Origin of the sequence: Dechloromonas sp. A34, from assembly GCF_026261605.1 — a bacterium.
Lineage (GTDB): Bacteria > Pseudomonadota > Gammaproteobacteria > Burkholderiales > Rhodocyclaceae > Azonexus.
In genome coordinates, this window is the sequence record NZ_CP102486.1 from 2,218,815 (window position 1) to 2,242,343 (window position 23,529).

Consider the following 23,529-nt stretch of genomic DNA (forward strand, 5'->3'; position numbering starts at 1 on the left):
CTTACGATAGAGAATTCAGGGGTGGCGTCATGCCGAAGGCTTATTCATACATCCGGTTTTCCAGTGCTAAGCAGGAGGCTGGCGACTCGATTACTCGCCAAGTCAGACTGTCCGAGGAGTACGCAGCTAAACACGGGCTGGAGTTGGATACCGAACTAAACATGCGTGACCTCGGTATCTCCGCCTACGACCGCTCAAATCTCAAGAAAGGCGCATTAGGTTACTTCCTCCGACTTGTAGAGGAAAAGCGCATCCCCGTTGGTTCCTACCTACTTGTCGAGAGCCTTGATCGTTTATCGCGTGACAAGGTTATGGATGCGCTGTCGATATTCACCGACATCCTGCGTGCAGGAATCGTGATCGTTACGCTGTCAGATAGCCAAGTCTATAGCTACGAGCGGACCAACGATAACTGGGCAAGCCTTATCGTTTCGATTGTTATCATGAGCCGAGCCAACGAAGAGTCGGCAATGAAGAGCCAGCGTATTCGGTCTGCTTGGGATGCGAAGAGGCGAAACCTCACGAATAAGCGCCTTACCGCTCGATGCCCCTATTGGCTCAGGCCTGCTGAGGGTGATGTGGGTTTTGAGTTCATTCCCGAGCGAGTCGAAGTCGTTAAGCGTATTTTCCAGATGTCCCTCGACGGTGTTGGCAGCGCTACCATCGTGAAGACCTTCAACACAGAAGGTGTTCCTTTGTTTTCGGAGAAAGCCAACGGCTGGCAAAACTCTTACGTCCAGAAAATTCTTCAGAGCCCTGCTGTGTATGGCGAACTGCACTTGCAGTTACAGCGTGATGGTGAGGTAACTCCTCATGACGTGATACCTGATTACTACCCGGCGATCATGACGAAAGAGGAGTGGAGGCTCGTCGCTGATGCTCGCGCTGGAAGACGCACTCGTGGTGGTGTTGGCAAGGGCGCGAACCTAAGTAACCTATTCTCTGGCTTATTGAAGTGTGGCTACTGTGGCGGCCCGATGAATATGGGCGGTTATGTCGAAACCCGCTTTGGGAAGCATAAAAAGTCGAAATTTATCGCGTGCAGTAATGCTCGGCGTGGTCTGAGATGCAAGTACATCCAGTGGGAATACTCTGATTTCGAGCGACAGGTACTCAGATTCTGCAAAGCCGTCGATTTCGCTCGTGTGCTAGGTGTGAACCAGAACGTACAGGCCGAAATCAATAATGCGATGCTCCGTATCGAGGCAATTAAGCAGGAAATCCTTGATGTTACCGGCCGAAACGAATCGCTTCTTGATGCCCTTGAAAAGGCTGGCCAAGGTAATGCGCCGCAGTTGATCATTGATCGAATGAAGGCGAACGAAAACAAGCTTGCTGCTTTGAAAAGTGATAAGCGGCAAGTCGAGGATGAAGTGATCCGGTTGAGCAATTCGCAGGTCGATGCTGCAGTTCAGCAGAACCTGATCGTTGATCTGTTAAATCGTCTGGAAACCCTCGAGGGAAGTGACCTCCATTTGCTCCGAATTCGTCTATCGGAGGCAATTAAACGAGTTATTGACAGGATCAACACGTTTCCGGGAGGGCGATGGTATTCGGAGGATGAGGTTGAGGAATACAGGCGTGATCTCATCTCTGCCGAAGCGTACGACCGCGATCAGATCGAGGATATGTGCTCCAAACTGGATACTGAACCGAACAAGAAGCATCGGCTCCTTATGATCGTGTTCAAGAATGGCGAACATCGGACAGTGTTGTCGTCCGGTAAGGTCCTCGACCAAAAAACTCCTCCGCCCGCCGAATGGGATATTTCCATGCTTTTCGAGAGCTTGGCCTTCAAGGTTTTCAAAGCAGCAGAGATTTAGTTACCGGAATAGCCGCAGCCGGCCACTGCCAGCCGTTCGTGGATATCCACGAAAGCGGTCCTTGCGAGACATACATTGGAAATATTGGAGTTGCGATATGCATGGAAAGCGTGAATTCCGTGCGAAACAAGTCATTGCAATGGCATACTAAACGACTGATATCGATTCTTAACTGAACATCGTGTTTATGACAAATAGCTTTCCGTGTTTTTTTCGCAGAGGTGAACTCGCGTGATTACAGAAATGCACATGGATGCAGTTGCCAGTTTTAAGCAACCTGCGATTCTCGTGACAGACAAGAGAATTAACTTGGTCTATGGGCTGAATGGCGTTGGTAAATCCACGGTCTCTAACTTTCTCTACGCCCCTGAAGATGTGCGCTTTGCTAAATGCAAGAGGGTACCTACTCAAACAGAGCCTGTATTGGTTTATAACCAAAAGTTCATTCAAGATAACTTTTTCGTCGCGGATAACCTTAAGGGAGTTTTCAGCCTATCAAGAGAGAATAAGGAGGCCGAGGAGAAGATCGCCAAGGCAAGGAAGCTTTATATTGAGCTGTCGCAATCATTACAACAAAAGCAAGCATCCAAGGATCAGATTGTTCAAGCGGCGGCGACACAAAAGCAACAGGCAGTAGATGAGGTTTGGAAGATCAAAGCACAATACTCCGGCGGCGATCGAGTACTCGAATATTGCCTTGAAGGTTTGAAAGGGCAAAAAGAAAAGCTCTTTGCTCACCTCCAATCAATTGGAAAGCCAAGCAGCGAGCCGGAACGAAACATTCAAGTACTTCGCAGTGAGGTAGACGCTCTTAAGGGAGATACGGCACAGCCACAGCAAAAGCTTCCAATATTGACGTTTGTAGCAAACGAGGTTGAATCGGACCCCATTTTTGCAACATCAATCCTTGGTAATGCTGATAGTGAGGTGGCTGCTCTTATAGATCGGTTAGGCAATTCTGACTGGGTAAAACAAGGGCTCGCTTTTCTGCCTGAGGACGTCAATGAGAGCGGTAAGGCGTGTCCATTTTGCCAAGAGGACACGATTACATCGAAATTTGTTTCTGGCATAAGAGAGTACTTTGACGACACCTATCAACAACAAATAGAAACCCTGGAAACTCTCAAGTCGAACTACGTTTCCGCCTTGGGGCAATTGGTAGATGTCAAAATCTACACCGAACATCAATTTGCACTCCAGCGCGCAATGCCTCTGTCTACCAAGCATCAGGATGTCGTTGAATTGTTGCGCAGCAATCTCGCAAAGATTGAGCAAAAGATCAAAAAACCCAAGTCGCTGCTAGTGCTAGCAGCTTCAAGCGATCTGATCGCAGACTTCAATAAGGAAATTGATGCGATAAATACCGCTGTCGATGCTTACAACGAGCGCCTTAAAAATCGCGAAATTGCACTCTCCACCCTCAAAGACGAATTCTGGTCACTTATGCGTTGGCAGTATGATCAAACCATGACTCGCTTTGAGATGGATTGCGATGAATCAAGCTTGAAGCTTAAGGACGTTGATATTGCGATTGGTAAAATCAATATCGAAATTGCCGATACAGAGAGCCAAATCTCATTGGCACAAAAAGAAACGGTAAATACCGATGAGGCGGTGGTCGCAATCAATGCCGGCTTGTTAGATATTGGGATTGATGGTTTCAGCATCGCCAAGCATTCGGAAAGTTTATATCGGGTCACTCGTGCAGGAGAGTCAGAGCACGCCTTTCATACGCTAAGTGAGGGCGAGAAGATGATGATTAGTTTTCTGTATTTTTGTGAGCTATGCAAAGGCAAATCGAGCCCAGAAGATACGCATGCTAACCGTATCGTTGTAATAGATGACCCAATATCGAGTCTCTCTCACGTATTCATCTTTAATATTGGCCAGCTGATACGGTCTGTCTTTTTTAAGAACGATCGCTTTTGCCAAGTTTTTGTGCTAACGCACAGCCTGTACTTTTTTTATGAATTGACTGACACCAATCACGAACGTCGAAAAGAAACTCAGAAACTGTTCCGGATAACTAAGTCTGCGGCTGGTAGCAGCATTCAGGAAATGAAATACGAAGAGATTCAGAATGACTACCAAGCTTATTGGTCGGTTATCAATGATCCAACCCAACCGCCGGCACTAATTGCAAACTGTATGCGTAACGTCGTGGAGTATTTCTTTAACTTTGTGAGAAAGAAGGACCTAAACAACGTCTTCCTGATGCCAGAACTACAAGGTGTGAAATTCCAGTCATTTTGCCGATACATTAACCGAGAGTCGCATTCGCTTGGGCAGAACATCATTGATATGAAGGAGTTTGACTACGAGACCTTTAAAGAGGGACTTCGAATGGTCTTTGAAAAAACGGGGTACGGCGATCATATTAAGGCTATGTCCAAGGTATAGAACGTCCGCTTCATAACATTGGCAATTTTTGCTTAGGGCGCATTTGAGCAGGTCAGGTTAAACGAGATTCTGTAGCCGATAGGACGCGATTGTTGAGACTGTTCCTGGTGCTATTGAGAATTTGGGGTTCGTTCACTGTCGAAGCCGACCTCTTCGAATTGATCATTCTGTGCCTTACGGGACCACTGCCAGGCGGATCAGTGTGAGTTTGTAGTGGGTTGATGAACGGCTTGCCAATAACCTTGAAACCCGCATGAAATAAGGCTTTATGGCCTGTAGTGCGAGCAGTGTGAGATGCTTGGTCAGGACCTTTTGAATGATCACGGGCACTCGAAAAGTGGCACCCATCCCCATTATCGCTACTGTCCCTCCATCAACCATTACGGGCAACCGTTTTCGGGTACCGGCAACTGTTGATCTTTCAGGGTACCCAGAGTACAAAACTTGGAATATATCCCGCGTTGTCGATTTGCAGTTGTTGCTGGATTATGGGGAGGCTGGAGAACCTGCCTGTGTCGTGAGGCCCGGTGTAGGTCACGGGATGGGGTATGTGTACGGGACTGTTACACCTGTTTGGGAGCGCCTACGAGACGTCGACCAATCTCGAATATTCCCGCCATTGCTAAAGACCGGACTGGTTCGATGCGTTGCCCGTTATCGACCCTGATCCAGTCCTTTCCATCTGTATAAACGCTAATCAGCAGGTCCTTGGCGTTGAGCGATTCTGAAATCTCCAGCGTTCCGCCATGTGTCACTATTGCCGCCATGGCCGTATGGTTGCCGTTGTCTATCCATACCAAAGGCCACGGCAGCCAAGCTACGGCGTGTGTGTTGCTTGTCTGACGCCAGTTGCCATGCTTGCCAGTAGGGCCGAGATTTTGCAGAGCGCGAGCTAATCGCCAGCGCTCCCATGGCTGAGGAATAACCGCCGAATGAGCAAGACTAAGGGAGATTTCGCCTGATTCGTGACGGAGCAAATCGTCCATTGTGGCCCCATCCTCTCTAATGGGGATTGTTGTCTCCCAAAGCAGCGTCTGGGGGCAGTTAGCCGGTGCCCTGTGCTGACGAGCATCGAATAACAATCCCTGAAGAATTTCAGCCTGGATTATCCGAGCCAGAGCCTGCGTCAGCCCTGACAATGCGTTTGGACCGTGGGATTCGGCTGTGTCGATGCTCCACAACAACGAACGCCATTGGTCTTCGGTGGAGAGTTTTCCGGTGGGTGGCAATTTTGGCGATGGGATGCGCTCCGCTGGTTTGGTGTCTGCGGACACGTCCTTGATTGCTTCTTCCATTAGGCGTGTGAGTGCTTTCATTTTGTTGTTCATGGCTTAGGTCTCGGTTAGGTGATGTTGTAATTATTTTTTCATGACAACTATTTCATATTAATCTTCTGCTATTTAGGCCGCATATCGCGAAGTGTATGGACACCGTTAAATCCGTCGCAGATTTTATAAGCATCATTCTTGATAGACCCGCGTCGCCGAGGTTTGTCTCGACCTATCGAGGGCATGGAAGTCCGGACTTCAAGCTACGACCGTCGATCTTCCGTAAGCAGAGCACAAGGGAAAATGAACACATCCTTCTCCGGGAACTGATCGCTGCCCACCCAGAGGATTTCAATGGCGACACAAGCGCGTTGGAAACGCTGGTGCGGATGCAGCATTACTCGCTACCTACCCGCCTCCTCGATGTGTCAATGAACCCACTTGTTGCGCTTTACTTCGCGTGCGAGAGTGTCAAAAAGAGAGTGCGGACCATACGCAATGGGATATCGACGTCTAAGACTGTTGAGAACGATGGCCATGTGGCTATCTTGAGCGTTTCCAAGACGCGCATCCGCTACTTCGATAGCGACACTGTGAGTTGCCTTACCAATCTTGCCAGACTTCCTTCAAAACTAAAGGACAAGCTCAATACCGATCTTGAAATGGATGAATTCAACGTCAGCCTGCCAGTGAAGCGGCTGCTCCATTTCATAAATCAAGAAAAGCATGGTTTTCTTCCAGAGATCGAGCCGTCTGACCTCGATAGCATCATTCTCGTAAAACCAAAGCAAAACAATAAACGTATCATGGCTCAGGCTGGTGCTTTCTTCGCTTTCGGACTCGCCGATGAGATTTTTGATAGCAACGACCATGGCATCAAGGTTGAGCGGATACCCGTTGATGCGGACTTAAAGCCAGAGATTCTCTCTCAACTTGATAAGCTGGGAATTAACGAAAAAACAATGTTCCCCGAGATTGACCGGGCAGCGCGCTATATCACCGGCAGCTTATCTACCGGAGATGCTGCGTCGAAGGTCATTTAATTTTGGCGACGAATGACATACCGCCTTTGCGTCTGAAATTTACAGCGACTTGGCATAGAAGCCTGCCCAGTATTCTCGTACTTCTCCTAACCCCTTGGTTTCCGTGGCGGCTTCGAGGTACGTCATAAACCCATACAGGTTCGCCCCATGGTCGTAGGGGCTGAAAAAGAAGAGGACGCCGAAAAGGCGTCCTCGAAGTGATCCAGCGTTGTCAGATTTATTGACCGCAACAATGCTGGCAAACAGTCTTGGCGCTTCGCCAAGACTTTCAGTCATCCCGTTCATGAAATGCAACGGGGGTTTCAGCTGCTATTTGATGATGCGGATATCGCGGGTACCGACACGCTCGGCGTACCCTTCTCGGACTAATATTGGTGCTACGTAGGATGCAATCGCTGTCTTGGTAACGTTGCTTTGCAGCCAATTCCCAATACTGTCGTTTGGCGGCGCAGTGCGCGATGTGCCGACAGCAACAACCTGATTCAAAAATTGTTTGCGAAGCGCTGAGTATTGCTGCGCAGAAACCGCCCTTACCCGGCCGTTACCAAACGTGATTTCAGTGCCGGTTTCGATTGAGCCGACGTAATCAAACGAACTTCTGTTTCCCCATGTGGCATGCATTGGCTGGCGTCCCTGAACGTTGAAATTTCAGGTGAAAATTTTATCAGGCTGAACTGTCGAATCCTCGGTAAATTTGGATGGCAGCGATGCTTAGCGAGCATAAATCCTACCCCAGTAGGTTGTCGGGATAAATACCGTTGAACAATTTAACGGAGACAACCATGAAGCTAAATGAACTATTTGACCTGTCGGGTATGGAAAAGAATGCTGAACGCTTGAAGAAGAACGCCAAGCGGCAGGCGGATATTGCAAAAGCCGCTCAGGCTCGCTTGAAGATGTTGAAAGCACAGCAGCAACTAAACGACATTCGTCGTCCTTTTCAAAGCGCTTAATGTGTGATGTTTCTTAGCGGTTATCCGCCAAAAACGAGCTGTGTGGCACCATGATGCCACTTCAGCGACAGATTGAAGGCGCTTTGTCATACATTGCATCTATCTGACGCTCGCGCACCACATCGGGTTGTCCAGAATTGCCGAATGAACGAATGTTATTTGCAATCATTTGGCAAGCCGGGTGTCCTGACCTCTCAAGCTGACTGGCAAGGTCATTGGCGTAGATCAGAATTCGATCGCGACTGCTTTCGTGACTCGAAGTGCTTTTCTGGTTCGTTTCTCCAGGCATAGGAGCGCACTCGTTATTCGACAACTGGTCTCCTTTCGTTCCCTTAATCGTCAGGTCGAATACCAGTCTATCCGGTGCCGCGGAACGGAAAAATATCTGGTAGGGAATTGATACCTCACTGGTTCCTCCATTTCGAGTGAACTCTGTGAAGGTGCCGCTGGCTTGTGCCCCAACAGCTTTATAGCTCAAGCTGACCATCCTGGCTGAATTGCCAATAGAGTAGGCAAACTGCCTTCCATCGAATAAGAAAAATGTTTGAGCAGAGCCGTCTGGGCTACTTGTTTTGCACATCCATGCACCGATTACAGAGGCTGCTTGTACGTCTGGCGTTCTCGTGGCTAAACTACTTTCACCCTTTGCTTTTTCAGCAGCCGCAAGCTTGGCGAGTTTTTCCTCGGCTCTCGTGTCGCCGTGGGTCAGCGCGCGGCTGTACCACTTCATTGAGGCCTCAGCGTCCTTTGATACTGCTCCACCATTTTCGTACTCTAGGCCGATGTTATACATAGCACGAGCGTAGCCATTATGCGCGGCCATCTTGAACCACTTCATAGCCTCCTCGAAGTTCTTCCGCTCATTGTTGATCCTGCCTAGATAGTTTTGGGCGGCAGGGATATTCTTACTTGCTGCTATCAAAAGTTGCTCTTCGCGGACCTTTGAGTCCTTGTCACGAGGGTTCAAGTCCCCAGAGGTGATGTAAGAAAGCGCCAAATTCGCCCATGGGTTGCCGGCAGCAGCCTCCACATCAAGCGCGGCACGCATTTTCTGTGGATCTTCAGCATATCGACCATACCAGTATTCAGCGATTGCATGGCTGTTTCCCAGTTCCGCCGCGCGAGCGTATGCGATCAGAGAGCCGCCTTTATCTTGGATTTTCGACAGCGCGAAACCTAGATTTGCCGTCGCCAGCGCATTTTTCTCGTCCGCTTCAATCACGATCCGGCATGCTGTTGCCTCTTTCTTGCCAGTCGACTTATCGAGGGTGGCGTCCTTCCCGCTTGCCGGGTCGTGAGGGTGTCCGCCAAGCTCAACACAGGTCTTGAGCGCTTCCGCCTTGGCCTCAGCAGTTGCTGGATGGGGGTTGGGGTATTGCTCAAGGACAAGCGGCCAGAGTGGTGCCGCCACGTCCGGCCCGTTTCGTTTGACGAGCTTTGCCGCAAGAGTCTGAGCTCGCTGGCGACCATTGGCATCGATGCCCTTGGACAGCGCCTTCCCGAGATAGTCGGCAGCTTTCTTGGCATTCATTGACGGACTATCCGGGAACTCGCCACCAAAGACCTCCGCCAATTGGAGATAGTTGTTGCCGTTCTTTTCTGCAGCAGCGAGTGCGGCGAGCTTTTCTTCCGCTACCTGTGACCCCAAGCGGATCGCCTCCTCGTACCAAAAAACCGGAACCAGGCTCTCACTTGCGTCCTTGCGCTGGCTGTACTCTGCGAGCTTCACGAACACCGACGGATTATCCCTGGCGATGCCGTCAATCGTGTCAATGATGTTCTGCACCTCCTCGGCCGGCTCGAAGTTCGCCCCTTCGCAGATGCGTGGCGGGCAAAAGACGGAGTCCATACCCTCCGAACTGCCTTCAATGTCACGCAGTGTTTTGTCGTCATTCGCCTGGAGCGCCACGAGAATTTTCTTCACTATCGGATCGTTCGTCGCGATGGTGGTAAGGTCGTCGGCACCCACCTTTTTTTGTCCGACAGCTTCGGCAGGCATGTAGCCCATGGTGCTTGGTGCGGCTGCAGTGATGGTCGGCTCGACGATCTTTTCCGGGAAGTCGTCGCGCGAACACGCTCCAAGGAAGCTAGCTATCAAAACAAGGAGGATCGGTTTGGGGCGATATAGTTTGTTCTTCAAAGTCATGGCTAACGATCTCTCCACGAAAAAAAAAGATGCGAAAAGTCATTCAATAATATCTACTTTACTTAAAGTATAAACTCATATCTGACTATGACTAATGTTCTAATTGCCTCATCGTTCCGGTCGATTTTTAATACGCCGCTGTTTTCGATGGGGGGCTATCGTTCAAAGCGGCCTTATCCCATGCACCGAGCAGTTTTTTCCGTACTGTGCCTCGATCATCGCTCGTGCTTGCCCCATGTTGTTAGCTTGTATCGTGGTTTTCAAGCCTGAGGTCAGGCTACTGCCAATTGTGGCTTTGCCGGGTTCATACTGGCGATACACGCTGAAGGTGACTTCGAATTGCTTCATAATTTTCTCCTCAATTAGATGTTGCGTTGGTTAAGACGGTTGATCACGTCACGGGCCTTCGATGTCACCTGACGAGATTCGAGGTGGGCGTAACGCATGGTGGTCTTGATGTCGCTGTGGCCGAGAATTTCACGCACTTCGTAAACGCTCATTCCATTCTGGACAAGACGAGAGGCTAGGGTGTGACGCAGGGTATGCACTCGGCACCTCTGTAATCCAGCTCGTAAAATCGCTTTGCGGATTGACTGGGTGCAGTAGCCACGGGCTTCGCCGTCTCGGTTGCTGAAGACATAGGGGCCGGATTTCGTTTGCTCCCGGCGAGCAAGCACCTCGAATACCCGGTCGGTCATGTAGAGCACCGTTTCGTTTTCTACCTTCGAACGCCAGAGGTGAATGGCCCGCTCCGCGAGGTCAATGCGCTGCCACTCGATGTTGGCAATTTCGCTGTACCGAGCCCCAGTATCAAGGAGCAAGATCACGAGGTCGTAAGCGTCCTGCATGACCCGCTTCAGTTCATCGCTGCGCTCAGCCATCGGTTTCAGGCCAGGTCCTTCCCGGTTAGGTGCTAATTCACGTAGCAGCCGGCTTTCCTCTTCGCTGCTGAGGTAGCGCAATGGCACCTTCGGAATTTTTACTGTGGGAAATTCGAGGTCGCTGACTTGGTAGCCCAGTTTTTTGCTGAATTTCCAGGTGCCGCGAACCAGCAGCAATCCATACTTGATAATTTCCGCACCTACGCCTTCGTTAATGCGTGCTTGCTTGAACCGCTCCAGGTCATGTGCCGTGATCTCGTCGATGTACTTCTTCATGGGCAGCAGGCGAAACAACACAGCTTCGTGGGCAAGCAAATTGGCGTAGCTGGCAATTCCCTTCTTCGATACCTTGTATTGGTGGAATGCATCAGCAAGCGAAATGCGTGGCTTCCTTCCTCTGTATTGCTGGGAATGCAGCTCGGCCTTCCATTCCACCTCCATCTGCTCAGCGGTCTTCTTGCTGGTAGTTCTTGTTGACCGGATGTAGGCCTGACCGTTGAACTGAAATTGCATGTACCAGTACTTGCTGTTTCCTCGTTTTACGATGCTCATGGCGTTATTCCAACTCAGTTGTTCGATGTAGGGACCATCGATTACTTACCGATTGAAGACAACGCCAATTCCGCTAAGGTGCTGGCAAGTCCAGCCTGAGCTGCATCTGATCCAATCTGGTTGTGCCGCAGTTCCAGGTGCGGGTTGTGGCAGAGCCAAATGAAGAAGCGCAATCCGCGACGCGTAGCGTTGGCGGTTGCGCTTCTTCATTCCCGAGCCAAAGGCGAGGGCATTTGCCTCAACGAAAGCGCCGATGACATTACCGATTCGGCTGACTGGTGGCGTGCTGCGCTGTTGAATTGCAGCGCTGGACATGCAAGCTGGCCTGCCACCGGCCTCTGATTGCGCTGCGGCATTTTGTGGTCATTGCAAAGAAGAAGCCCAGTGAAGAGCCACAATCCGCGACGCGAAGCGTTGGCGGTTGTGGCTCTTCACTCCTGAGCCGAAGGCGAGGGGGGTGTCGCAACTCAGATCATGAATTCAATGAACGTAGTTCCAAAGTGCTGATGACAGCACAGTGATAGTTGACTGGATTCGTGCTTCGCACGTGAATTGCGCGCTTACCTCCTCGCTTCGCGTCGTCGGTACTCACGCAATTCAGGGCTTATTTACTTGCATTGGCAAAAAAGCCTGAGTGCTCGGTGCGGCCAATCCGGCCACGCACAACTCACTTCGGCTCGCTGCGCTGTCATTGCTGACGGGTGTTACTTTTTATGGATAAAAATTGAAGCGTGATTCCCAAGCTGACCCATCATCGGCGCCATCCATCAGGCATCGCTGAAACTTTGACCGGAATCACCCGGTAGGCTCGTTATTGCGGCTTCACGCAATCTGTTCCCATCACCACCAGTCAGTTAGGGTATGGCTGGTTGAATCGTCTATCTGCTTGTGCTCGTGCTTGTCTCGACGCTGGACAAGAGTATTTATGCTTGAGTGATTAAAAAAAGATGAATCCTTTGCTGAACGTACTGACTGCTGCTTCGATGTGCGAGTTCGGAAGCTTGGAAACGCTTGTTCTGTCGAAGATTTCTGCTTGGATGCTTTTTGTGCTGTTATTGCAAGCCATGATAGTCTAGCTATTTTGCATCGGACAGTGCATCGGCATGATCATCAAGGAAGCAGACGACAAGAATTCCGCCCTTGACGCTTTGAATGGGCTGCTCGCTAGAAGCGACTGCAAACCCGATACAAAGAAGCGGATCGAGCAGGAAATCAGGAATATCCAGGCTGGCATTCGAGGAGAGAACGAAGCCGCCTATGAGATGAAGGTTCATTGGGGCGACTCCAAGAATTGGATGGTCATCCACGACTTGCGCATCGAGCATGGCGGTCTGGTCGCTCAGGTAGACCACCTGCTGATCAACCGTTTCCTGGAAATCTGGGTCTGCGAGAGTAAGCATTTCTCCGAGGGCATCGGTATCAACGAGCACGGTGAGTTTGCCGCCTTCTTTGGCGGGAAACCCTACGGTGTGCCATCTCCCCTCGAGCAAAATGCTAAGCACATCCTGATATTGAAGAAGCTTTTCGACTCCGGAGCTGTGAAGTTGCCGACTCGTCTCGGCTTCACGATTAAGCCCGACCTGAAAAGCCTTGTCCTGGTCTCAAAGGGAGCCCGCATCAGCCGACCGAAGGCGAAGATCAACGGTCTAGAGGCGATCATCAAAAATGACCAGATATTCAAGTTTATCGATAAGGCCATCGACCAGAGCAACAACCCTCTATTGATGGCAAAGATCATCGGGCAGGACACACTCGAAGCTTTGGCTCGCAATATTTCTAGCCTTCACAAGCCGATCTATTTCGATTGGCACGCCAAGTTCGGTATGTCCAAGGAGGTTCCCGCGATGGCTGTTGTGAAGCCGGAGCCTGCTACATCAATGCCGAAGGCTGAAGTCGCCGCCACAACTATGGAGGTTACGCAGTCTGCTGCTGATCATAAGCCAAAGCAGAAGCTTGTCTGCCACGCTTGCGGGGCTGCTGTTGGTTACAACGTCGCAAAATTCTGCTGGTTCAACAAGCCGAAATTCGGCGGCAATATCTACTGCATGGATTGTCAGAAGGGCTTCTCTACTGCTCAGGCGGTAGGAAGTTAGGACGATTTTGTACAGACGTTTGCCGGTATTGGCCGGTATGATGAAGGCAATTTTATGGGGAGAATAAGACATGGCTTACGAAGCTCAAATCAGCCGCAATAATCCAACCGCCTTTCTATTTGTTGTCGACCAGTCAGGCTCTATGTCCGACAAGATGTCGTCTGGCCGGAGTAAGGCGGAGTTCGTCGCTGACGCCCTCAATCGCACCTTGATGAACCTGGTCACGCGCTGTACTAAGTCAGAGGGTGTTCGGGACTACTTTGAGGTCGGTGTTCTCGGCTACGGCGGCCAAGGTGTTTCGAATGGCTTTTCCGGCCCTCTCGGCGGCAGAATCCTCAACCCGGTCTCCGCTATCGAGCAGAATCCTGCTCGCGTCGAAGACCGCAAGCGAAAGATGGACGACGGCGCTGGCGGAATCGTCGAGACCACCGTCAAGTTCCCGGTGTGGTTTGACCCTATCGCCACGGGTGGCACCCCGATGCGCGAAGCGTTGACCAAGGCTGCTGAAGAGCTTGTCGTTTGGTGCGACGCTCATCCTGAAAGCTATCCCCCCACGATTCTGCATGTCACCGACGGTGAATCCACTGACGGAGATCCGGAAGAGATCGCCGGTCATCTACGCCAGATCCGTACCAACGACGGCGAGGTCCTGATCCTCAATATCCATGTCAGCTCCCTCGGCAACGATCCGATCCGCTTCCCCCCTTCGGACGCAGGCTTGCCCGATGACTACGCGAAGCTTCTTTTCCGGATGTCCAGCCAGCTGCCTGAACACTTGATCCGCTTCGCGCAGGAAAAGGGACACAAGGTCAGCATCGAATCCCGCGGTTTCATGTTCAATGCCGAAGCTGCCGAGCTCGTCGATTTCTTTGATATCGGAACCCGCGCTTCTCAATTGCGCTGAGCTCCCGATGAAGCGGGAGTTCTCCGGAACCGTTCCGAAGGACCCTGGCTGCCCCGAGGCAAACGAGGACAAGTTCGCCTTCTCAGACGACGGGAAGCGGCTTGCTCTCTGCGACGGGGCAAGTGAGTCCTACGATTCGAAGCTATGGGCCGACTTGCTCGCTCGCAGGTTCATCTCCGATCCGAAAGTCAGGCCGGAGTGGGTTGCGGCCGCGCTCTCGGAATATTCCGCCGCCCATGACTTTCAATTGATGTCCTGGTCGAAGCAGGCTGCCTATGAACGCGGCAGCTTTGCGACGCTCATCGGCGTCGAATACTTCGGCGAGCATCACGCCGTCGAGGTTCTTGCTATCGGTGACACCATTGCTTTACTCGCCAACAGCGGCAAACTGATTCGGGGCTGGCCATTTGAAGATCCGGAGAAGTTCAAGGAACGCCCGACCTTGCTGGCCACCGTCTCAGGACATAACGACTTCATCGGGGTTGGCGGCTTCTGGACTTCGCATGGAAGAACTTTCCACCTCAAAGACTTGGAAGCTCCTCGGCTGCTATGTATGACCGACGCCCTCGGCGAATGGGCTCTCAAAGAGGCTCTTTCCGGCGGTGCAGGCTTCACCGAACTGCTTTCCATGCAGTCTGAAGATCAGCTATCTGAACTGGTGTTAAGGGAGCGCTCCGAAAAGCGGATGCGCGTCGATGACTCGACGCTGTTAGTCCTCTCTTTTGAATGCGGATTGAAAGATGGCTTACCCGTCGCTTGAGCAATACAACCAGGCGTTCCAGCTGCATACGAAGCTGCTGACCGACCCTGAACTGAAATCGGGAACGGTCGCGACTTCCGGACTCGGCTTGCCTTTGGCGATCAGCGGCGGCTTCGCGCTGACCTATACGATCAAGGCGGGAACGAAGAAATACGCTGTTCGGTGCTTCCATCGGGAATCGAAAGCGTTGGAACGCCGCTACGAGGCGATCTCCAAGAAGATCGCGAGCTTACGCTCACCATACTTCCTCGATTTCAATTTCCAGCCGCAAGGGATCAAGGTCGAAGGCGCTCCATACCCTATCGTCAAGATGGCGTGGGCAAAGGGCGAGACGCTGGGTGAATTTCTCGAAGACAACAGAAATTCCCCGCAAGCCTTAGCCAAGCTTTCGACGTCGCTCGAATCTCTCGCAGCTTTCCTTGAGAAAGAGAAGATCGCACACGGCGATTTTCAGACCGGAAACTTGATGGTTTCCGACGGAGGCGCAACCGTCCAGCTGATCGACTACGATGGGATGTTCGTCGATGAGATCAAGGTGCTGGGAAGCTCCGAGCTTGGTCATGTCAATTTCCAGCATCCCAAGCGCAAGGCAACTAATCCATTCGACCACACACTTGACCGCTTTTCGCTGATTTCCCTTTGGCTGGCTCTCAAAGCCCTGCGGCTTGATCCGTCCGTCTGGGACCGGACAAATTCAGAACTCGACGCAATCGTTTTCCGTGCCAACGACTTCACCGACCCTGGATCATCCCCCGTCTTCGGGATGCTGGCTGGCAACAAAGCTCTTTCCGGCGACATAAAGAATTTCGCCGCCGTCTGTGTCTCGGCGATGGAGAAAGCCCCCGCATTGGCCGACTTCATCGCCGGCAAGAATATCCCGGCACCTGCCACCGAGATCAGAATCACTGGTTCGTCTCAGCCAGGAAAGCCGAAACCTGGATACATCGGCGCCTACGATATCCTTTCTGCCCTTGATTACGATGCGTGCTTGCGCCGCGTCGGCGACAAGGTGGAAGTCATTGGCAAAATCATTGAGGTGAAGCTGGATAAAGCACGGAACGGCAAGCAATATATCTTCGTCAATTTCGGCGACTGGCGCGGCCGAATCTTCAAGATTTCGATCTGGAGCGAAGGGCTAGGCGTATTGCGTTCCAAGCCTGATTCATCATGGGTTGGCAAGTGGATCAGCGTTATCGGCCTGATGGAGCCGCCCTATGTCAGCAAGAGATATAAGTATTCTCATCTCTCTATTACGGTCGCGACCATCGGCCAAATGACCGTCCTTTCCGAGGCTGACGCTCGTTGGCGACTTGCCGGCTCAAAGGTTGGTGGGCATGCCTCCGTTTCAGCTGGAAGCAACAAGGAAACCCTGGATCGAATTAAAGGCAGGCAGACCTCGGCGGCGCCGCAAGCTTCGAGCGCGACATCTGCTTCGACGAACCAAGCACTCCTCAACAAGATACGAGCCTCGACCCAGCCTTCCACACCGACTAAACCGTCGCATTCTCAATCTCAGACGACCGTTCGGAGGACGCCGAGCTACACTCCGCCGACACGACCAAAGCAACAGGAGAAAGGTCTCGTCGCGAAGATTTTTGATTGGATTTTTGGTTGATCCTTGCTCGCTCTGTAAGTATGCGATTCATTCTTTTGCTTCTGGTTGCGCTGCCTGCATTCGCTGATGTTATTGGCGTTGTCGTAGGAGTTTCAGACGGTGATACCGTTACGGTCCTTGATGCCGACAAAACACAGCATAAGGTTCGCCTTGCTGGGATTGACTGTCCCGAAAAGGCTCAACCCTTCGGGCAGAGGGCCAAGGAGCGGATGAGCACCTTGGTATTCGGAAAAGAGGTCCGCCTTGAAGGTGATAAGCGAGATCGCTACGGGCGAACAGTTGCGAAGGTGTGGGTGTCGCCACCTGATTGCCAGCGCTGCCCTAAGACACTCGATGCTGGACTTGGCGTGCTGACATCCGGGCTTGCCTGGCATTACAAGAAATATCAGAACGAGCAAAGCGCTGAAGACCGCGAGCGTTACGCTTTTGCCGAGAACGAAGCACGATCAAAACGTGCCGGCCTCTGGTCTGTGGCTGATCCCGTGCCACCATGGGATTGGCGTAAATCTCGGCGCTCAGGTGAAGGGCTGGCTTCGAAAAGGTAGAGACCAAAAGAGAGGGGCATCAACGATGCCCCTCTCTCGTTTTGGCCTGATCTTGCGAGATCAGGCGGATTTGGCCGCCTTCTTCGCTTTTCGACGGCAGTTGTACCAGTATGTGACAGCGCCTTTCTCGGTGAGCGTTGCGCCCTGCACGAAGGCTGCGATAACCACATCCTTTTCTTCGTCCTTCAAGGCTTCGAAGATGAGCATCGCTGCATCCGCCTTGCTCTTGCCTTCCTTGATGACGGTTTTGCCCTTGGCGATGGCCTCCTTGATAGCTGCCTTTCCCAGGTCGATCTTCTTGGGCGGGGTGGCCGCTGCGGTGGTGTTGTCGGAAGTGGCTGCGGTCTTATCCATGATATTTCCTCCAGATTTGCTGAGTGAGTTTGTCGATGACGGATTGCGGAGCGGTCTCGAATCCGGCGATGTCATCCAGCAAGCCGAGTAGGGCGTCGGTGAAGTCCTCGAACTCCATTCCTTCTCCGAAATCCTCGACGAGGATTTCCACCAGTTGTTGCTTCTGATCGGCTGTTAGCGTGTACATCGTTGATGCCCTTTCTCTTGACCACAGGGGCACCATCCAACCGATCCACTGGTCTGGCAACGGCATAGCCTAAAAATATTTCGGTGCTCGAAACATGCCGATCCATTAGACGCTGAGGTTTGATATCAACCATCGTCTGAGGAGGAAAATCATGCTGTTTTCATTGGGTCAAGTCGTCGTTACGCGGAACTGTCTCAGCTATGCCCAAGAGAATGAGGTCAATCTGACCGAACTCGTCGAGCGCCATGCCAATGGTGACGATGGCGATCTGTGCAAAGCTGACCAAGCGCTTAACAACTTGGCCATTCAAACGGAGGGGCGCGTGTTCTCCTGCTACATCATCAACAGCGCAAAGTTCTACGTCATTACGGAATGGGACAGGAGTTATACAACCCTGATGCTGGCTGAGGACTACTGAGTTTGGCGTGGAGCTTTTCGGAAGGCTGAAAACTCACATGAGGAAGCCCACTTTAGGTGGGCTTTTTATTATCTGTACTTCGGGAACCGGCCGTCTTCGAGGTTCTTCATCAACTTGTCTGCCCATTGCAAATAGCGACTAACAGTTGAACTCAAGATCGATTTTTTAGCTACAAGCTCTTTATGAATATCGGCTTTCTTGGTGGCTTGGCTTGGATTCATCTTCAGCTTTTCGGCGATCTGCCACAACCGTAGGCTTGTCGTTTCTCTCAGGTCATAGACCTTCAACATCAATTCCAGAGTCTCGAGCGTTGTCTTCCCAGAGATTTCACACCACTCAAAATCGGAAAGTAGCTCGTATTTTGGCCTGCCTGCTTTACCCGGATGGCGTTCTTTCAATAGCTGTCTGAACTGCCTGATGAGTTGATCCTTTGGCACCCACATATTGACCATGACGCATAGATTTCGTTCGGTGTCATCTGGATCGAAAAAGCTACTGAAATCTTCTTCGTTGTTGACTACAAAAAGCCCGCAGTCGTGGTCGTGCAGATCATCAAGGTATTCCCCATTCTCTTTCATCCACTGATCGAAAGGGACATTTGTGCTGGTGAACAGATACGACAAATCGCCTGAATTGCTGGCCTTGACCGTTCGTTTTGCCCACTCATATAGAAGTCGGTGCTTGTCCATTAGTCCCTATATTTTGCAACACAATAATTGAAACTAATTATGTTGCAAATATGCTTATGTCGTCAAGGTCAATAAAGTTGCATCCAAGCTGTTGTTGGATGTAGTCGCCGAGTTAATCAAAAGTCAAGTCCTCGGATAGCAACCCAGTGAGTTAGGAACGGTTGGCCCAGAGATAGGTATCCCAATACCGAATCGACGATCAATGGACACGATACATAAGAATCCATTCGCTAATCAAAGGACCTCCAACCCGTTCGCCGTGTAATTCGGTCGTTACCTCACTGTTATTAAAAAACTATTTCATTTTGTTAATCAAAAGGACCTTCTAAGGTCCTTTTTTATTTGGAGATTCTTATGGCTAAACATAACCCTGGTGACCTCCTCACCTCCGACTGGAACCCCGTTGTTGGGTGCCAGCGTTACTCCGCTGGCTGCCGCGATTGCTGGTGGCTTGACGGGATCATGCCCTGGCAAATTCGCCTCGGAAACCTACCCCAATCCGTAACTGAAGGCGAACCGACTGAACTTGAGGCTCGCTTCGATCCCGCGAAATTGCGTCCGAAGAAAGGCATCGTCGGCGTGGTCCAGCACGGTGATCTCTTCTGGGACAAGTTCTCCGATGTAACCATCCACCGTGTTCTCGATGTGGTTGATCAAGTGGCAAGTGAACGTGAAGCGAAAAACTTCTGCCACGCAAAGTTCGGTCGTGCAACCGACAACACGAAATACATCATCTGGACGAAGCGAGCCGAGCGCATGGCGAATTTTCTGGAACAACGCTATCCGCAAGGTGTTCCGTCCTATATCGGTTGCGGTGTCTCGGTGGAGAACCAAGCACTGGCCGATGAGCGCCTTCCGCACCTGCTTCGCATCCAAGGCCATCGCTTCGTAATGATCGAGCCGATGCTCGGGCCGATTGATCTCACGGGCTACGAAGACGTGGATTGGGTGGTGCTCGGCTCTGAAACGGGCCCTGAGCGCGCCCGTCCTTTGAATCTCGATTGGGCTCGCCAAGTACGAGATTTCGCTGTGTCGAACAATCTGCCGTTTTTCATCAAGCAGGTTGGATCAAGCCACAAAGCACCTGTTCGCAGGCTCGACGGGCGGACTTGGGACGAATTCCCTGCTGGATTCGTTAAATAAAAGTATCCGTGATTCGACGAGGAGGAATAGTTCTTCCTCGTTCGTACTGGATGTATGGGGCCGAAAGGCCCTTTTTCATTATGAAAGGGAAAAACATGAAAACGTACAACAAAAACGAGGTCGTCTCGTTCCTGACAACCCGCGAAGCCTTCGGTGGCCTGTCTAACATGGCTCCTGGCTACCTGATTACGCTCTACGGTAATCGGTGCAGAACCAGTGAGCATCTTTATCAGGCTTTGAAGTTTCCCAACCACCCGGAAATTCAGTCGGAAATCCTTGAAAAGCCGAGCCCGATGGGAGCCAAGATGGTTGCGAAACGGCGGGAATATCGTCCGCTCATTCGCCCTGACTGGGAAGAAATCAAGCTCTCGGTGATGGATTACTGCTTGCGAGCCAAGCTGAAGTGCAATTTTCAGCGGTTTGGCGATCTGCTTCTTTCTACTGGCAATGCAGACATCGTCGAAGTCTCGTCGAAACACGACACCTATTGGGGGTGTGTTCCGGATGGCGAGATTCTTGTGGGCCACAACCACCTCGGTGTTCAACTGACCAATCTTCGCGATGAACTGCTCCGTGAAGGCGCTGGCGCGGGCCATCGGATGAAGCTCACGCCTCCTGCTGGTGTGGAACTTCGATTTAACGGAAGAACGGTAGGAGAGTTCCCGTTCGGTGTTTGGGACGAAACGACGTTCGACGAGTTTCGAGCTGCAATCCGTACCAAGCACACCAACCGACTGCCTAGCTCAACCATTGGAGGTAACTAACATGGCAAAACTCACTGTACTCCCCAACGGCAATGCCATCAGCATGCAACTGGTGACTTCCATCATGCTTCACCCCGGCAAAGGGGTCTCTTGCCGTGATGACCAGCAACGAATGCTTGCATGGATCGATGTGGCTGACATCGAAAAGGCGAAGCAAGTTCGCCAAACGCTAATTCGACTAACTCAGCCTGGAGTGGCGGGGGCTGACCCCGATTGGCGTTTTCTCGAAGAATAGCTTGATCGCAACAGGGCTGGTTTGTGCGGGGTAGTGGTTGATCCACTACCTCGTTTTTTTTTGGAGATATGAAATGGAAAACAGTACTGAATATCTGGTCTCGAATTCCTGGTGTGAGTCACCGGAAGGGGAATGTATACGAGACTGTTACACCGATTGTTTCGATCCTTTGGCCGAAGAGGATATCGAGACTGAGCTGAAGCGACTCGAGCAAATCACCCAGCACCAAGCTGCTGATTTGGCCGCTGCTCCTGATAAGCCTCGGATGGGCCACGGGCCGACTGTCTATATCGGCTTCGACTCTGAGTTTGTACCTGGTGATAAGGACAACGACAACACGATTCTGAGCCTCCAGTTCTATCTGGTGGGCGAACGCGGCGTGCTGCAACGCGTTGTCTATCCGGTCGGCCCCGAGAAGAGCCAGCGTCCGCATTTTCGCAAGATCATTTTCCAGCTGATCCATGAGGCGATGGATCTGGGCGTGGTGCTTGAGTGGCCGAACCATGTAGTTCTGGTCGGGTTCTTCCTGCGAATCGACTTGCAGGCGTTTGGTGATCTTGTTTCGTTCAAGCAAGCCCTGGAAAGCGTCGGGGGCCGCGTCGCCTCAGTGAAAACCTCTGTCACCTTGGAGCCGGACGAGGACGATGTTGCTGGTCTGCTGAGCAACAAAACCTACTTGACCAAGGATCGTGATGGAGTGTTTCGCACCTTGAAAGTCCGCTTTGTCGATGTTGGCGGCCATGTGGCGATGGGTACTTCGTTGGCTCAGATTGGCGATTTGCTCGGTTTGCCGAAGCTTGACCTGCCAGAAGGCTATCTCAAGGAACGGATGGACTTGCTGCTGCAGGGTAATAAGCAGGCCTTTGAAGAATACGGTCTCCGCGACTCGGAAATCGCTGTCCGGTTTTATCTCCGACTGCTCGATTTTGCGGAGAAGCATACAGGGAAGCGGTCTCTCCCTGCGACAGCGAGCAGCCTGGCGGTTCGCATCTTCACGAAGACGTTTGATGAGAGCCGCGAGACGCTTGATGGGAACCGCGTCGATTTCAACGCGGCATTTGGCGTAACTGAGGGTTCCAGCACCTACTGGAATTCGACGAAGGAACGGGTTGTAACGAAGAGCGAGAAATCTCCTTCGCCGATGCGGGCGATCAATGAGCCATTCATTGCCAGTTGCTACAGCGGCGGTCGAAACGAGTGCTATGCCTTTGGCCCGACGAGCATCGGTGTCTTCAACGACTTCGACCTGGCTGGTGCCTATACAACAGGTATGGTCGATCTTCGCCACATTGACTACGACAACTTCCTGTTCTCTCGTGAGCCGAAGGATTTTGTCGGGCATGTGCTTGGGTTTGCCTATGTGCGATTTGCCTTCCCCGAAGGGACTCGGTTTCCTTCGATGCCTGTGCGGAACTCTCACGGCGGGTTGGTCTATCCGCTGACGGGGCTTTCGTATTGCACGGCGCCCGAGATCGAGGTGGCGCTGAACCTCGGCTGCAAGATCCACATCTTGCACGGCGTCATTTTCCCCTGGTGTGAGGGTGATAACCGGCTGTTCGAGCCCTACGTCATGCATATTCGCTCGCTGCGGAAGTCATTCGTAAAAGGCAGTCTCGATGAGCTGTACGCCAAGCTTCTCGGGAACAGCTTGTACGGCAAGACGGCGCAAGGCCTGAAACGCAAGACGGTCTTCGACTCCCAAGGCATGAAGAGTGTTGAATTGCCTCATTCCATTTTGACGAATGCAGCAATCGCAGCACACACGACGGGTTTGATTCGCGCTGTTCTCAGCGAGCAAATCGCTGGAATCCCTCCGCATCGCAATGTAATCAGCGCCACGACTGACGGCTTCATCACTGATGCCGATGAGTCGGAATTGGCTTTGGATGGACCGATGGCCCAGCGCTTTCAGCTCCTGTGCGAACGCATTGCTCCCGGTAGCAAGATGCTTGAGCGCAAGCATCGCGTGCGTCAGTTGATCGCCATGAAAACCCGTGGTCAGGTGACGGCAATCCCGTTCGAGAGCGAGCAGATCATTTTGGCGAAGGCTGGCGTATCGCCAAATGTCGACCCTGACCAGCACAACGATTTCATGGTGCAGCTTTTTATGAATCGTTGTCCGGGAGACAAGACGACGACCCGTCCTTTTACGCCATTCCGCGAGCAGTGGGTGAAAGACGCCGACGTAGTGCGCCTCACCCGAGAAACGACGCTGAATCTGGAGTTCGACTTCAAGCGTCACTTGGTTGATCCGCACGAAGTCGCTGTCGCTGACGGGGAACACATTTCGCTCACCAGTGTGCCGTGGAATGACTTGGCGGAGTGCGAGCGGGCGAGAGCTGTTTTCGACGGATGGCGGGAGAAACACTGCCTGAAAACCCAGGGGGATTTTCACGATTGGGAGGATCACTACCTGTTTGCATTGGTACGAGATCGCCTGATCGGAATTGGTGGGCGGGGTTTTGGTGTTCGAGCAACAAGCGGCGGAATCACGGATGTGTTCCGCCGCTTGTTCTTGCGTGCCTACACGCAAGAGCGCTGCGGATTGACCAAAACAATGGCCTATCCCGAGTTGGCAACTTGGCTGACCGAACGTGGCTATCCGACGACGGTAGATGAAATCAAAAACGCCAAACGAGCGCGATTTGTCGAGTACGCAGTGCCTTTGACGCCTCGTACAACGGAACTGAAAGCGGTGCTTGAGGAAGGGTTCCCGAGCATCGAGATCGAAAAATTTATTGCAACTAACTAAGGGA

24 protein-coding genes are annotated in these 23,529 nt (G+C 51.8%); 15 read left to right on the forward strand and 9 right to left on the reverse strand.

The features are described 5' to 3' along the window. The first annotated feature begins 29 nt into the window (after positions 1–29). The gene (locus NQE15_RS11070; RefSeq protein WP_265949761.1) at positions 30–1,823 is read left to right on the forward strand and encodes a recombinase family protein; all 1,794 of its coding nucleotides are present in this window, start codon (positions 30–32) and stop codon (positions 1,821–1,823) included. 231 nt (positions 1,824–2,054) lie between these two features. After that, the gene (locus tag NQE15_RS11075) at positions 2,055–4,223 is read left to right on the forward strand and encodes an AAA family ATPase (protein WP_265949763.1); all 2,169 of its coding nucleotides are present in this window, start codon (positions 2,055–2,057) and stop codon (positions 4,221–4,223) included. Between the two features lie 563 nt (positions 4,224–4,786). Here the strand turns inward: NQE15_RS11075 and NQE15_RS11080 are convergent. After that, a complete protein-coding gene (locus NQE15_RS11080) occupies positions 4,787–5,551 on the reverse strand; it encodes a DUF6710 family protein (RefSeq protein WP_265949765.1) in 765 nt (254 codons plus the stop codon). Between the two features lie 95 nt (positions 5,552–5,646). Here NQE15_RS11080 and NQE15_RS11085 point away from each other — a divergent pair, with 95 nt between their 5' ends. Beyond that, entirely contained in the window at positions 5,647–6,534 is an 888-nt protein-coding gene (locus NQE15_RS11085) for an FRG domain-containing protein (protein ID WP_265949767.1), read from the forward strand. Positions 6,535–6,573: 39 nt separating this feature from the next. Here the strand turns inward: NQE15_RS11085 and NQE15_RS11090 are convergent, their stop codons facing one another. Both NQE15_RS11090 and NQE15_RS11095 read right to left on the reverse strand, forming a co-directional pair. Further along, a complete protein-coding gene (locus NQE15_RS11090; protein WP_265949769.1) occupies positions 6,574–6,810 on the reverse strand; it encodes a hypothetical protein in 237 nt (78 codons plus the stop codon). Positions 6,811–6,843: 33 nt separating this feature from the next. Next, positions 6,844–7,155 carry a hypothetical protein gene (locus tag NQE15_RS11095; protein WP_265949770.1) on the reverse strand — a complete coding sequence of 104 codons (312 nt, stop codon included), beginning with the start codon at positions 7,153–7,155 and terminating at the stop codon, positions 6,844–6,846. Positions 7,156–7,316: 161 nt separating this feature from the next. Between NQE15_RS11095 and NQE15_RS11100 the strand changes: the two genes are divergently transcribed. Further along, positions 7,317–7,487 carry a hypothetical protein gene (locus tag NQE15_RS11100; RefSeq protein ID WP_265949771.1) on the forward strand — a complete coding sequence of 57 codons (171 nt, stop codon included), beginning with the start codon at positions 7,317–7,319 and terminating at the stop codon, positions 7,485–7,487. 61 nt (positions 7,488–7,548) lie between these two features. Here NQE15_RS11100 and NQE15_RS11105 read toward each other — a convergent pair whose 3' ends face one another. The 3 genes from NQE15_RS11105 to NQE15_RS11115 all read right to left on the reverse strand — a co-directional run bounded on the left by NQE15_RS11105 (position 7,549) and on the right by NQE15_RS11115 (position 11,066). Next, positions 7,549–9,633 carry a tetratricopeptide repeat protein gene (locus NQE15_RS11105; protein WP_265949772.1) on the reverse strand — a complete coding sequence of 695 codons (2,085 nt, stop codon included), beginning with the start codon at positions 9,631–9,633 and terminating at the stop codon, positions 7,549–7,551. A gap of 162 nt (positions 9,634–9,795) precedes the next feature. Next, positions 9,796–9,981, reverse strand: a complete 186-nt coding sequence (locus tag NQE15_RS11110) for a hypothetical protein (protein ID WP_265949773.1) — start codon at positions 9,979–9,981, stop codon at positions 9,796–9,798. 14 nt (positions 9,982–9,995) lie between these two features. Further along, the gene (locus NQE15_RS11115; protein WP_265949774.1) at positions 9,996–11,066 is read right to left on the reverse strand and encodes a tyrosine-type recombinase/integrase; all 1,071 of its coding nucleotides are present in this window, start codon (positions 11,064–11,066) and stop codon (positions 9,996–9,998) included. A gap of 159 nt (positions 11,067–11,225) precedes the next feature. Between NQE15_RS11115 and NQE15_RS11120 the strand changes: the two genes are divergently transcribed. The 6 genes from NQE15_RS11120 to NQE15_RS11145 all read left to right on the forward strand — a co-directional run bounded on the left by NQE15_RS11120 (position 11,226) and on the right by NQE15_RS11145 (position 16,983). Then, positions 11,226–11,408 carry a hypothetical protein gene (locus NQE15_RS11120; protein ID WP_265949776.1) on the forward strand — a complete coding sequence of 61 codons (183 nt, stop codon included), beginning with the start codon at positions 11,226–11,228 and terminating at the stop codon, positions 11,406–11,408. 761 nt (positions 11,409–12,169) lie between these two features. Beyond that, complete coding sequence (locus tag NQE15_RS11125; protein WP_265949777.1) at positions 12,170–13,159, forward strand: nuclease-related domain-containing protein; 990 nt, start codon at positions 12,170–12,172, stop codon at positions 13,157–13,159. Positions 13,160–13,229: 70 nt separating this feature from the next. Further along, positions 13,230–14,063 carry a vWA domain-containing protein gene (locus NQE15_RS11130; protein WP_265949778.1) on the forward strand — a complete coding sequence of 278 codons (834 nt, stop codon included), beginning with the start codon at positions 13,230–13,232 and terminating at the stop codon, positions 14,061–14,063. A 7-nt stretch (positions 14,064–14,070) separates the two neighbouring features. After that, a complete protein-coding gene (locus tag NQE15_RS11135) occupies positions 14,071–14,823 on the forward strand; it encodes a hypothetical protein (RefSeq protein ID WP_265949779.1) in 753 nt (250 codons plus the stop codon). Continuing rightward, positions 14,804–16,438 (forward strand): hypothetical protein, encoded by a 1,635-nt coding sequence (locus NQE15_RS11140; protein WP_265949780.1) that lies wholly within the window; start codon positions 14,804–14,806, stop codon positions 16,436–16,438. Before NQE15_RS11135 ends, NQE15_RS11140 begins: the two co-directional genes overlap by 20 nt. Continuing rightward, positions 16,423–16,983, forward strand: coding sequence for a thermonuclease family protein (locus NQE15_RS11145; RefSeq protein WP_265949781.1), 561 nt, complete (start codon positions 16,423–16,425; stop codon positions 16,981–16,983). The genes NQE15_RS11140 and NQE15_RS11145 overlap by 16 nt, the downstream gene beginning before the upstream one ends. A 60-nt stretch (positions 16,984–17,043) precedes the next feature. On the opposite strand, the gene NQE15_RS11150 is transcribed toward NQE15_RS11145, so the two are convergent. Then, positions 17,044–17,337 (reverse strand): hypothetical protein, encoded by a 294-nt coding sequence (locus tag NQE15_RS11150; protein ID WP_265949782.1) that lies wholly within the window; start codon positions 17,335–17,337, stop codon positions 17,044–17,046. Continuing rightward, positions 17,330–17,524, reverse strand: a complete 195-nt coding sequence (locus NQE15_RS11155; RefSeq protein WP_265949783.1) for a hypothetical protein — start codon at positions 17,522–17,524, stop codon at positions 17,330–17,332. Before NQE15_RS11155 ends, NQE15_RS11150 begins: the two co-directional genes overlap by 8 nt. A 151-nt stretch (positions 17,525–17,675) precedes the next feature. Between NQE15_RS11155 and NQE15_RS11160 the strand changes: the two genes are divergently transcribed. Next, the gene (locus NQE15_RS11160; RefSeq protein WP_265949784.1) at positions 17,676–17,942 is read left to right on the forward strand and encodes a hypothetical protein; all 267 of its coding nucleotides are present in this window, start codon (positions 17,676–17,678) and stop codon (positions 17,940–17,942) included. Positions 17,943–18,010: 68 nt separating this feature from the next. On the opposite strand, the gene NQE15_RS11165 is transcribed toward NQE15_RS11160, so the two are convergent. Then, positions 18,011–18,631 carry a hypothetical protein gene (locus NQE15_RS11165; protein WP_265949785.1) on the reverse strand — a complete coding sequence of 207 codons (621 nt, stop codon included), beginning with the start codon at positions 18,629–18,631 and terminating at the stop codon, positions 18,011–18,013. Between the two features lie 354 nt (positions 18,632–18,985). Between NQE15_RS11165 and NQE15_RS11170 the strand changes: the two genes are divergently transcribed. From NQE15_RS11170 to NQE15_RS11185, 4 genes are all read left to right on the forward strand, one after another. Continuing rightward, on the forward strand, positions 18,986–19,774 hold the full coding sequence (locus NQE15_RS11170) for a DUF5131 family protein (RefSeq protein ID WP_265949786.1): 789 nt from the start codon (positions 18,986–18,988) through the stop codon (positions 19,772–19,774). A gap of 95 nt (positions 19,775–19,869) precedes the next feature. Next, the gene (locus NQE15_RS11175; protein ID WP_265949787.1) at positions 19,870–20,538 is read left to right on the forward strand and encodes an NADAR family protein; all 669 of its coding nucleotides are present in this window, start codon (positions 19,870–19,872) and stop codon (positions 20,536–20,538) included. Position 20,539: 1 nt separating this feature from the next. Further along, a complete protein-coding gene (locus tag NQE15_RS11180) occupies positions 20,540–20,773 on the forward strand; it encodes a hypothetical protein (RefSeq protein WP_265949788.1) in 234 nt (77 codons plus the stop codon). 73 nt (positions 20,774–20,846) lie between these two features. Beyond that, positions 20,847–23,525: a DNA polymerase gene (locus NQE15_RS11185; protein WP_265949789.1), complete on the forward strand. Its 2,679-nt coding sequence runs from the start codon at positions 20,847–20,849 to the stop codon at positions 23,523–23,525. Positions 23,526–23,529 lie beyond the last annotated feature (4 nt).

What these genes read in the sequence shown, in the direction of transcription:
- NQE15_RS11070 (WP_265949761.1), top strand. Translation starts at nt 30, where the DNA reads ATGCCGAAGGCTTATTCATACATCCGGTTTTCCAGTGCTAAGCAGGAG.
- NQE15_RS11080 (WP_265949765.1), bottom strand. Translation starts at nt 5,551, where the DNA reads ATGAACAACAAAATGAAAGCACTCACACGCCTAATGGAAGAAGCAATC.
- NQE15_RS11085 (WP_265949767.1), top strand. Translation starts at nt 5,647, where the DNA reads ATGGACACCGTTAAATCCGTCGCAGATTTTATAAGCATCATTCTTGAT.
- NQE15_RS11090 (WP_265949769.1), bottom strand. Translation starts at nt 6,810, where the DNA reads ATGACTGAAAGTCTTGGCGAAGCGCCAAGACTGTTTGCCAGCATTGTT.
- NQE15_RS11095 (WP_265949770.1), bottom strand. Translation starts at nt 7,155, where the DNA reads ATGCATGCCACATGGGGAAACAGAAGTTCGTTTGATTACGTCGGCTCA.
- NQE15_RS11100 (WP_265949771.1), top strand. Translation starts at nt 7,317, where the DNA reads ATGAAGCTAAATGAACTATTTGACCTGTCGGGTATGGAAAAGAATGCT.
- NQE15_RS11105 (WP_265949772.1), bottom strand. Translation starts at nt 9,633, where the DNA reads ATGACTTTGAAGAACAAACTATATCGCCCCAAACCGATCCTCCTTGTT.
- NQE15_RS11110 (WP_265949773.1), bottom strand. Translation starts at nt 9,981, where the DNA reads ATGAAGCAATTCGAAGTCACCTTCAGCGTGTATCGCCAGTATGAACCC.
- NQE15_RS11115 (WP_265949774.1), bottom strand. Translation starts at nt 11,066, where the DNA reads ATGAGCATCGTAAAACGAGGAAACAGCAAGTACTGGTACATGCAATTT.
- NQE15_RS11120 (WP_265949776.1), top strand. Translation starts at nt 11,226, where the DNA reads ATGAAGAAGCGCAATCCGCGACGCGTAGCGTTGGCGGTTGCGCTTCTT.
- NQE15_RS11125 (WP_265949777.1), top strand. Translation starts at nt 12,170, where the DNA reads ATGATCATCAAGGAAGCAGACGACAAGAATTCCGCCCTTGACGCTTTG.
- NQE15_RS11130 (WP_265949778.1), top strand. Translation starts at nt 13,230, where the DNA reads ATGGCTTACGAAGCTCAAATCAGCCGCAATAATCCAACCGCCTTTCTA.
- NQE15_RS11135 (WP_265949779.1), top strand. Translation starts at nt 14,071, where the DNA reads ATGAAGCGGGAGTTCTCCGGAACCGTTCCGAAGGACCCTGGCTGCCCC.
- NQE15_RS11140 (WP_265949780.1), top strand. Translation starts at nt 14,804, where the DNA reads ATGGCTTACCCGTCGCTTGAGCAATACAACCAGGCGTTCCAGCTGCAT.
- NQE15_RS11150 (WP_265949782.1), bottom strand. Translation starts at nt 17,337, where the DNA reads ATGGATAAGACCGCAGCCACTTCCGACAACACCACCGCAGCGGCCACC.
- NQE15_RS11155 (WP_265949783.1), bottom strand. Translation starts at nt 17,524, where the DNA reads ATGTACACGCTAACAGCCGATCAGAAGCAACAACTGGTGGAAATCCTC.
- NQE15_RS11160 (WP_265949784.1), top strand. Translation starts at nt 17,676, where the DNA reads ATGCTGTTTTCATTGGGTCAAGTCGTCGTTACGCGGAACTGTCTCAGC.
- NQE15_RS11165 (WP_265949785.1), bottom strand. Translation starts at nt 18,631, where the DNA reads ATGGACAAGCACCGACTTCTATATGAGTGGGCAAAACGAACGGTCAAG.
- NQE15_RS11170 (WP_265949786.1), top strand. Translation starts at nt 18,986, where the DNA reads ATGGCTAAACATAACCCTGGTGACCTCCTCACCTCCGACTGGAACCCC.
- NQE15_RS11175 (WP_265949787.1), top strand. Translation starts at nt 19,870, where the DNA reads ATGAAAACGTACAACAAAAACGAGGTCGTCTCGTTCCTGACAACCCGC.
- NQE15_RS11180 (WP_265949788.1), top strand. Translation starts at nt 20,540, where the DNA reads ATGGCAAAACTCACTGTACTCCCCAACGGCAATGCCATCAGCATGCAA.
- NQE15_RS11185 (WP_265949789.1), top strand. Translation starts at nt 20,847, where the DNA reads ATGGAAAACAGTACTGAATATCTGGTCTCGAATTCCTGGTGTGAGTCA.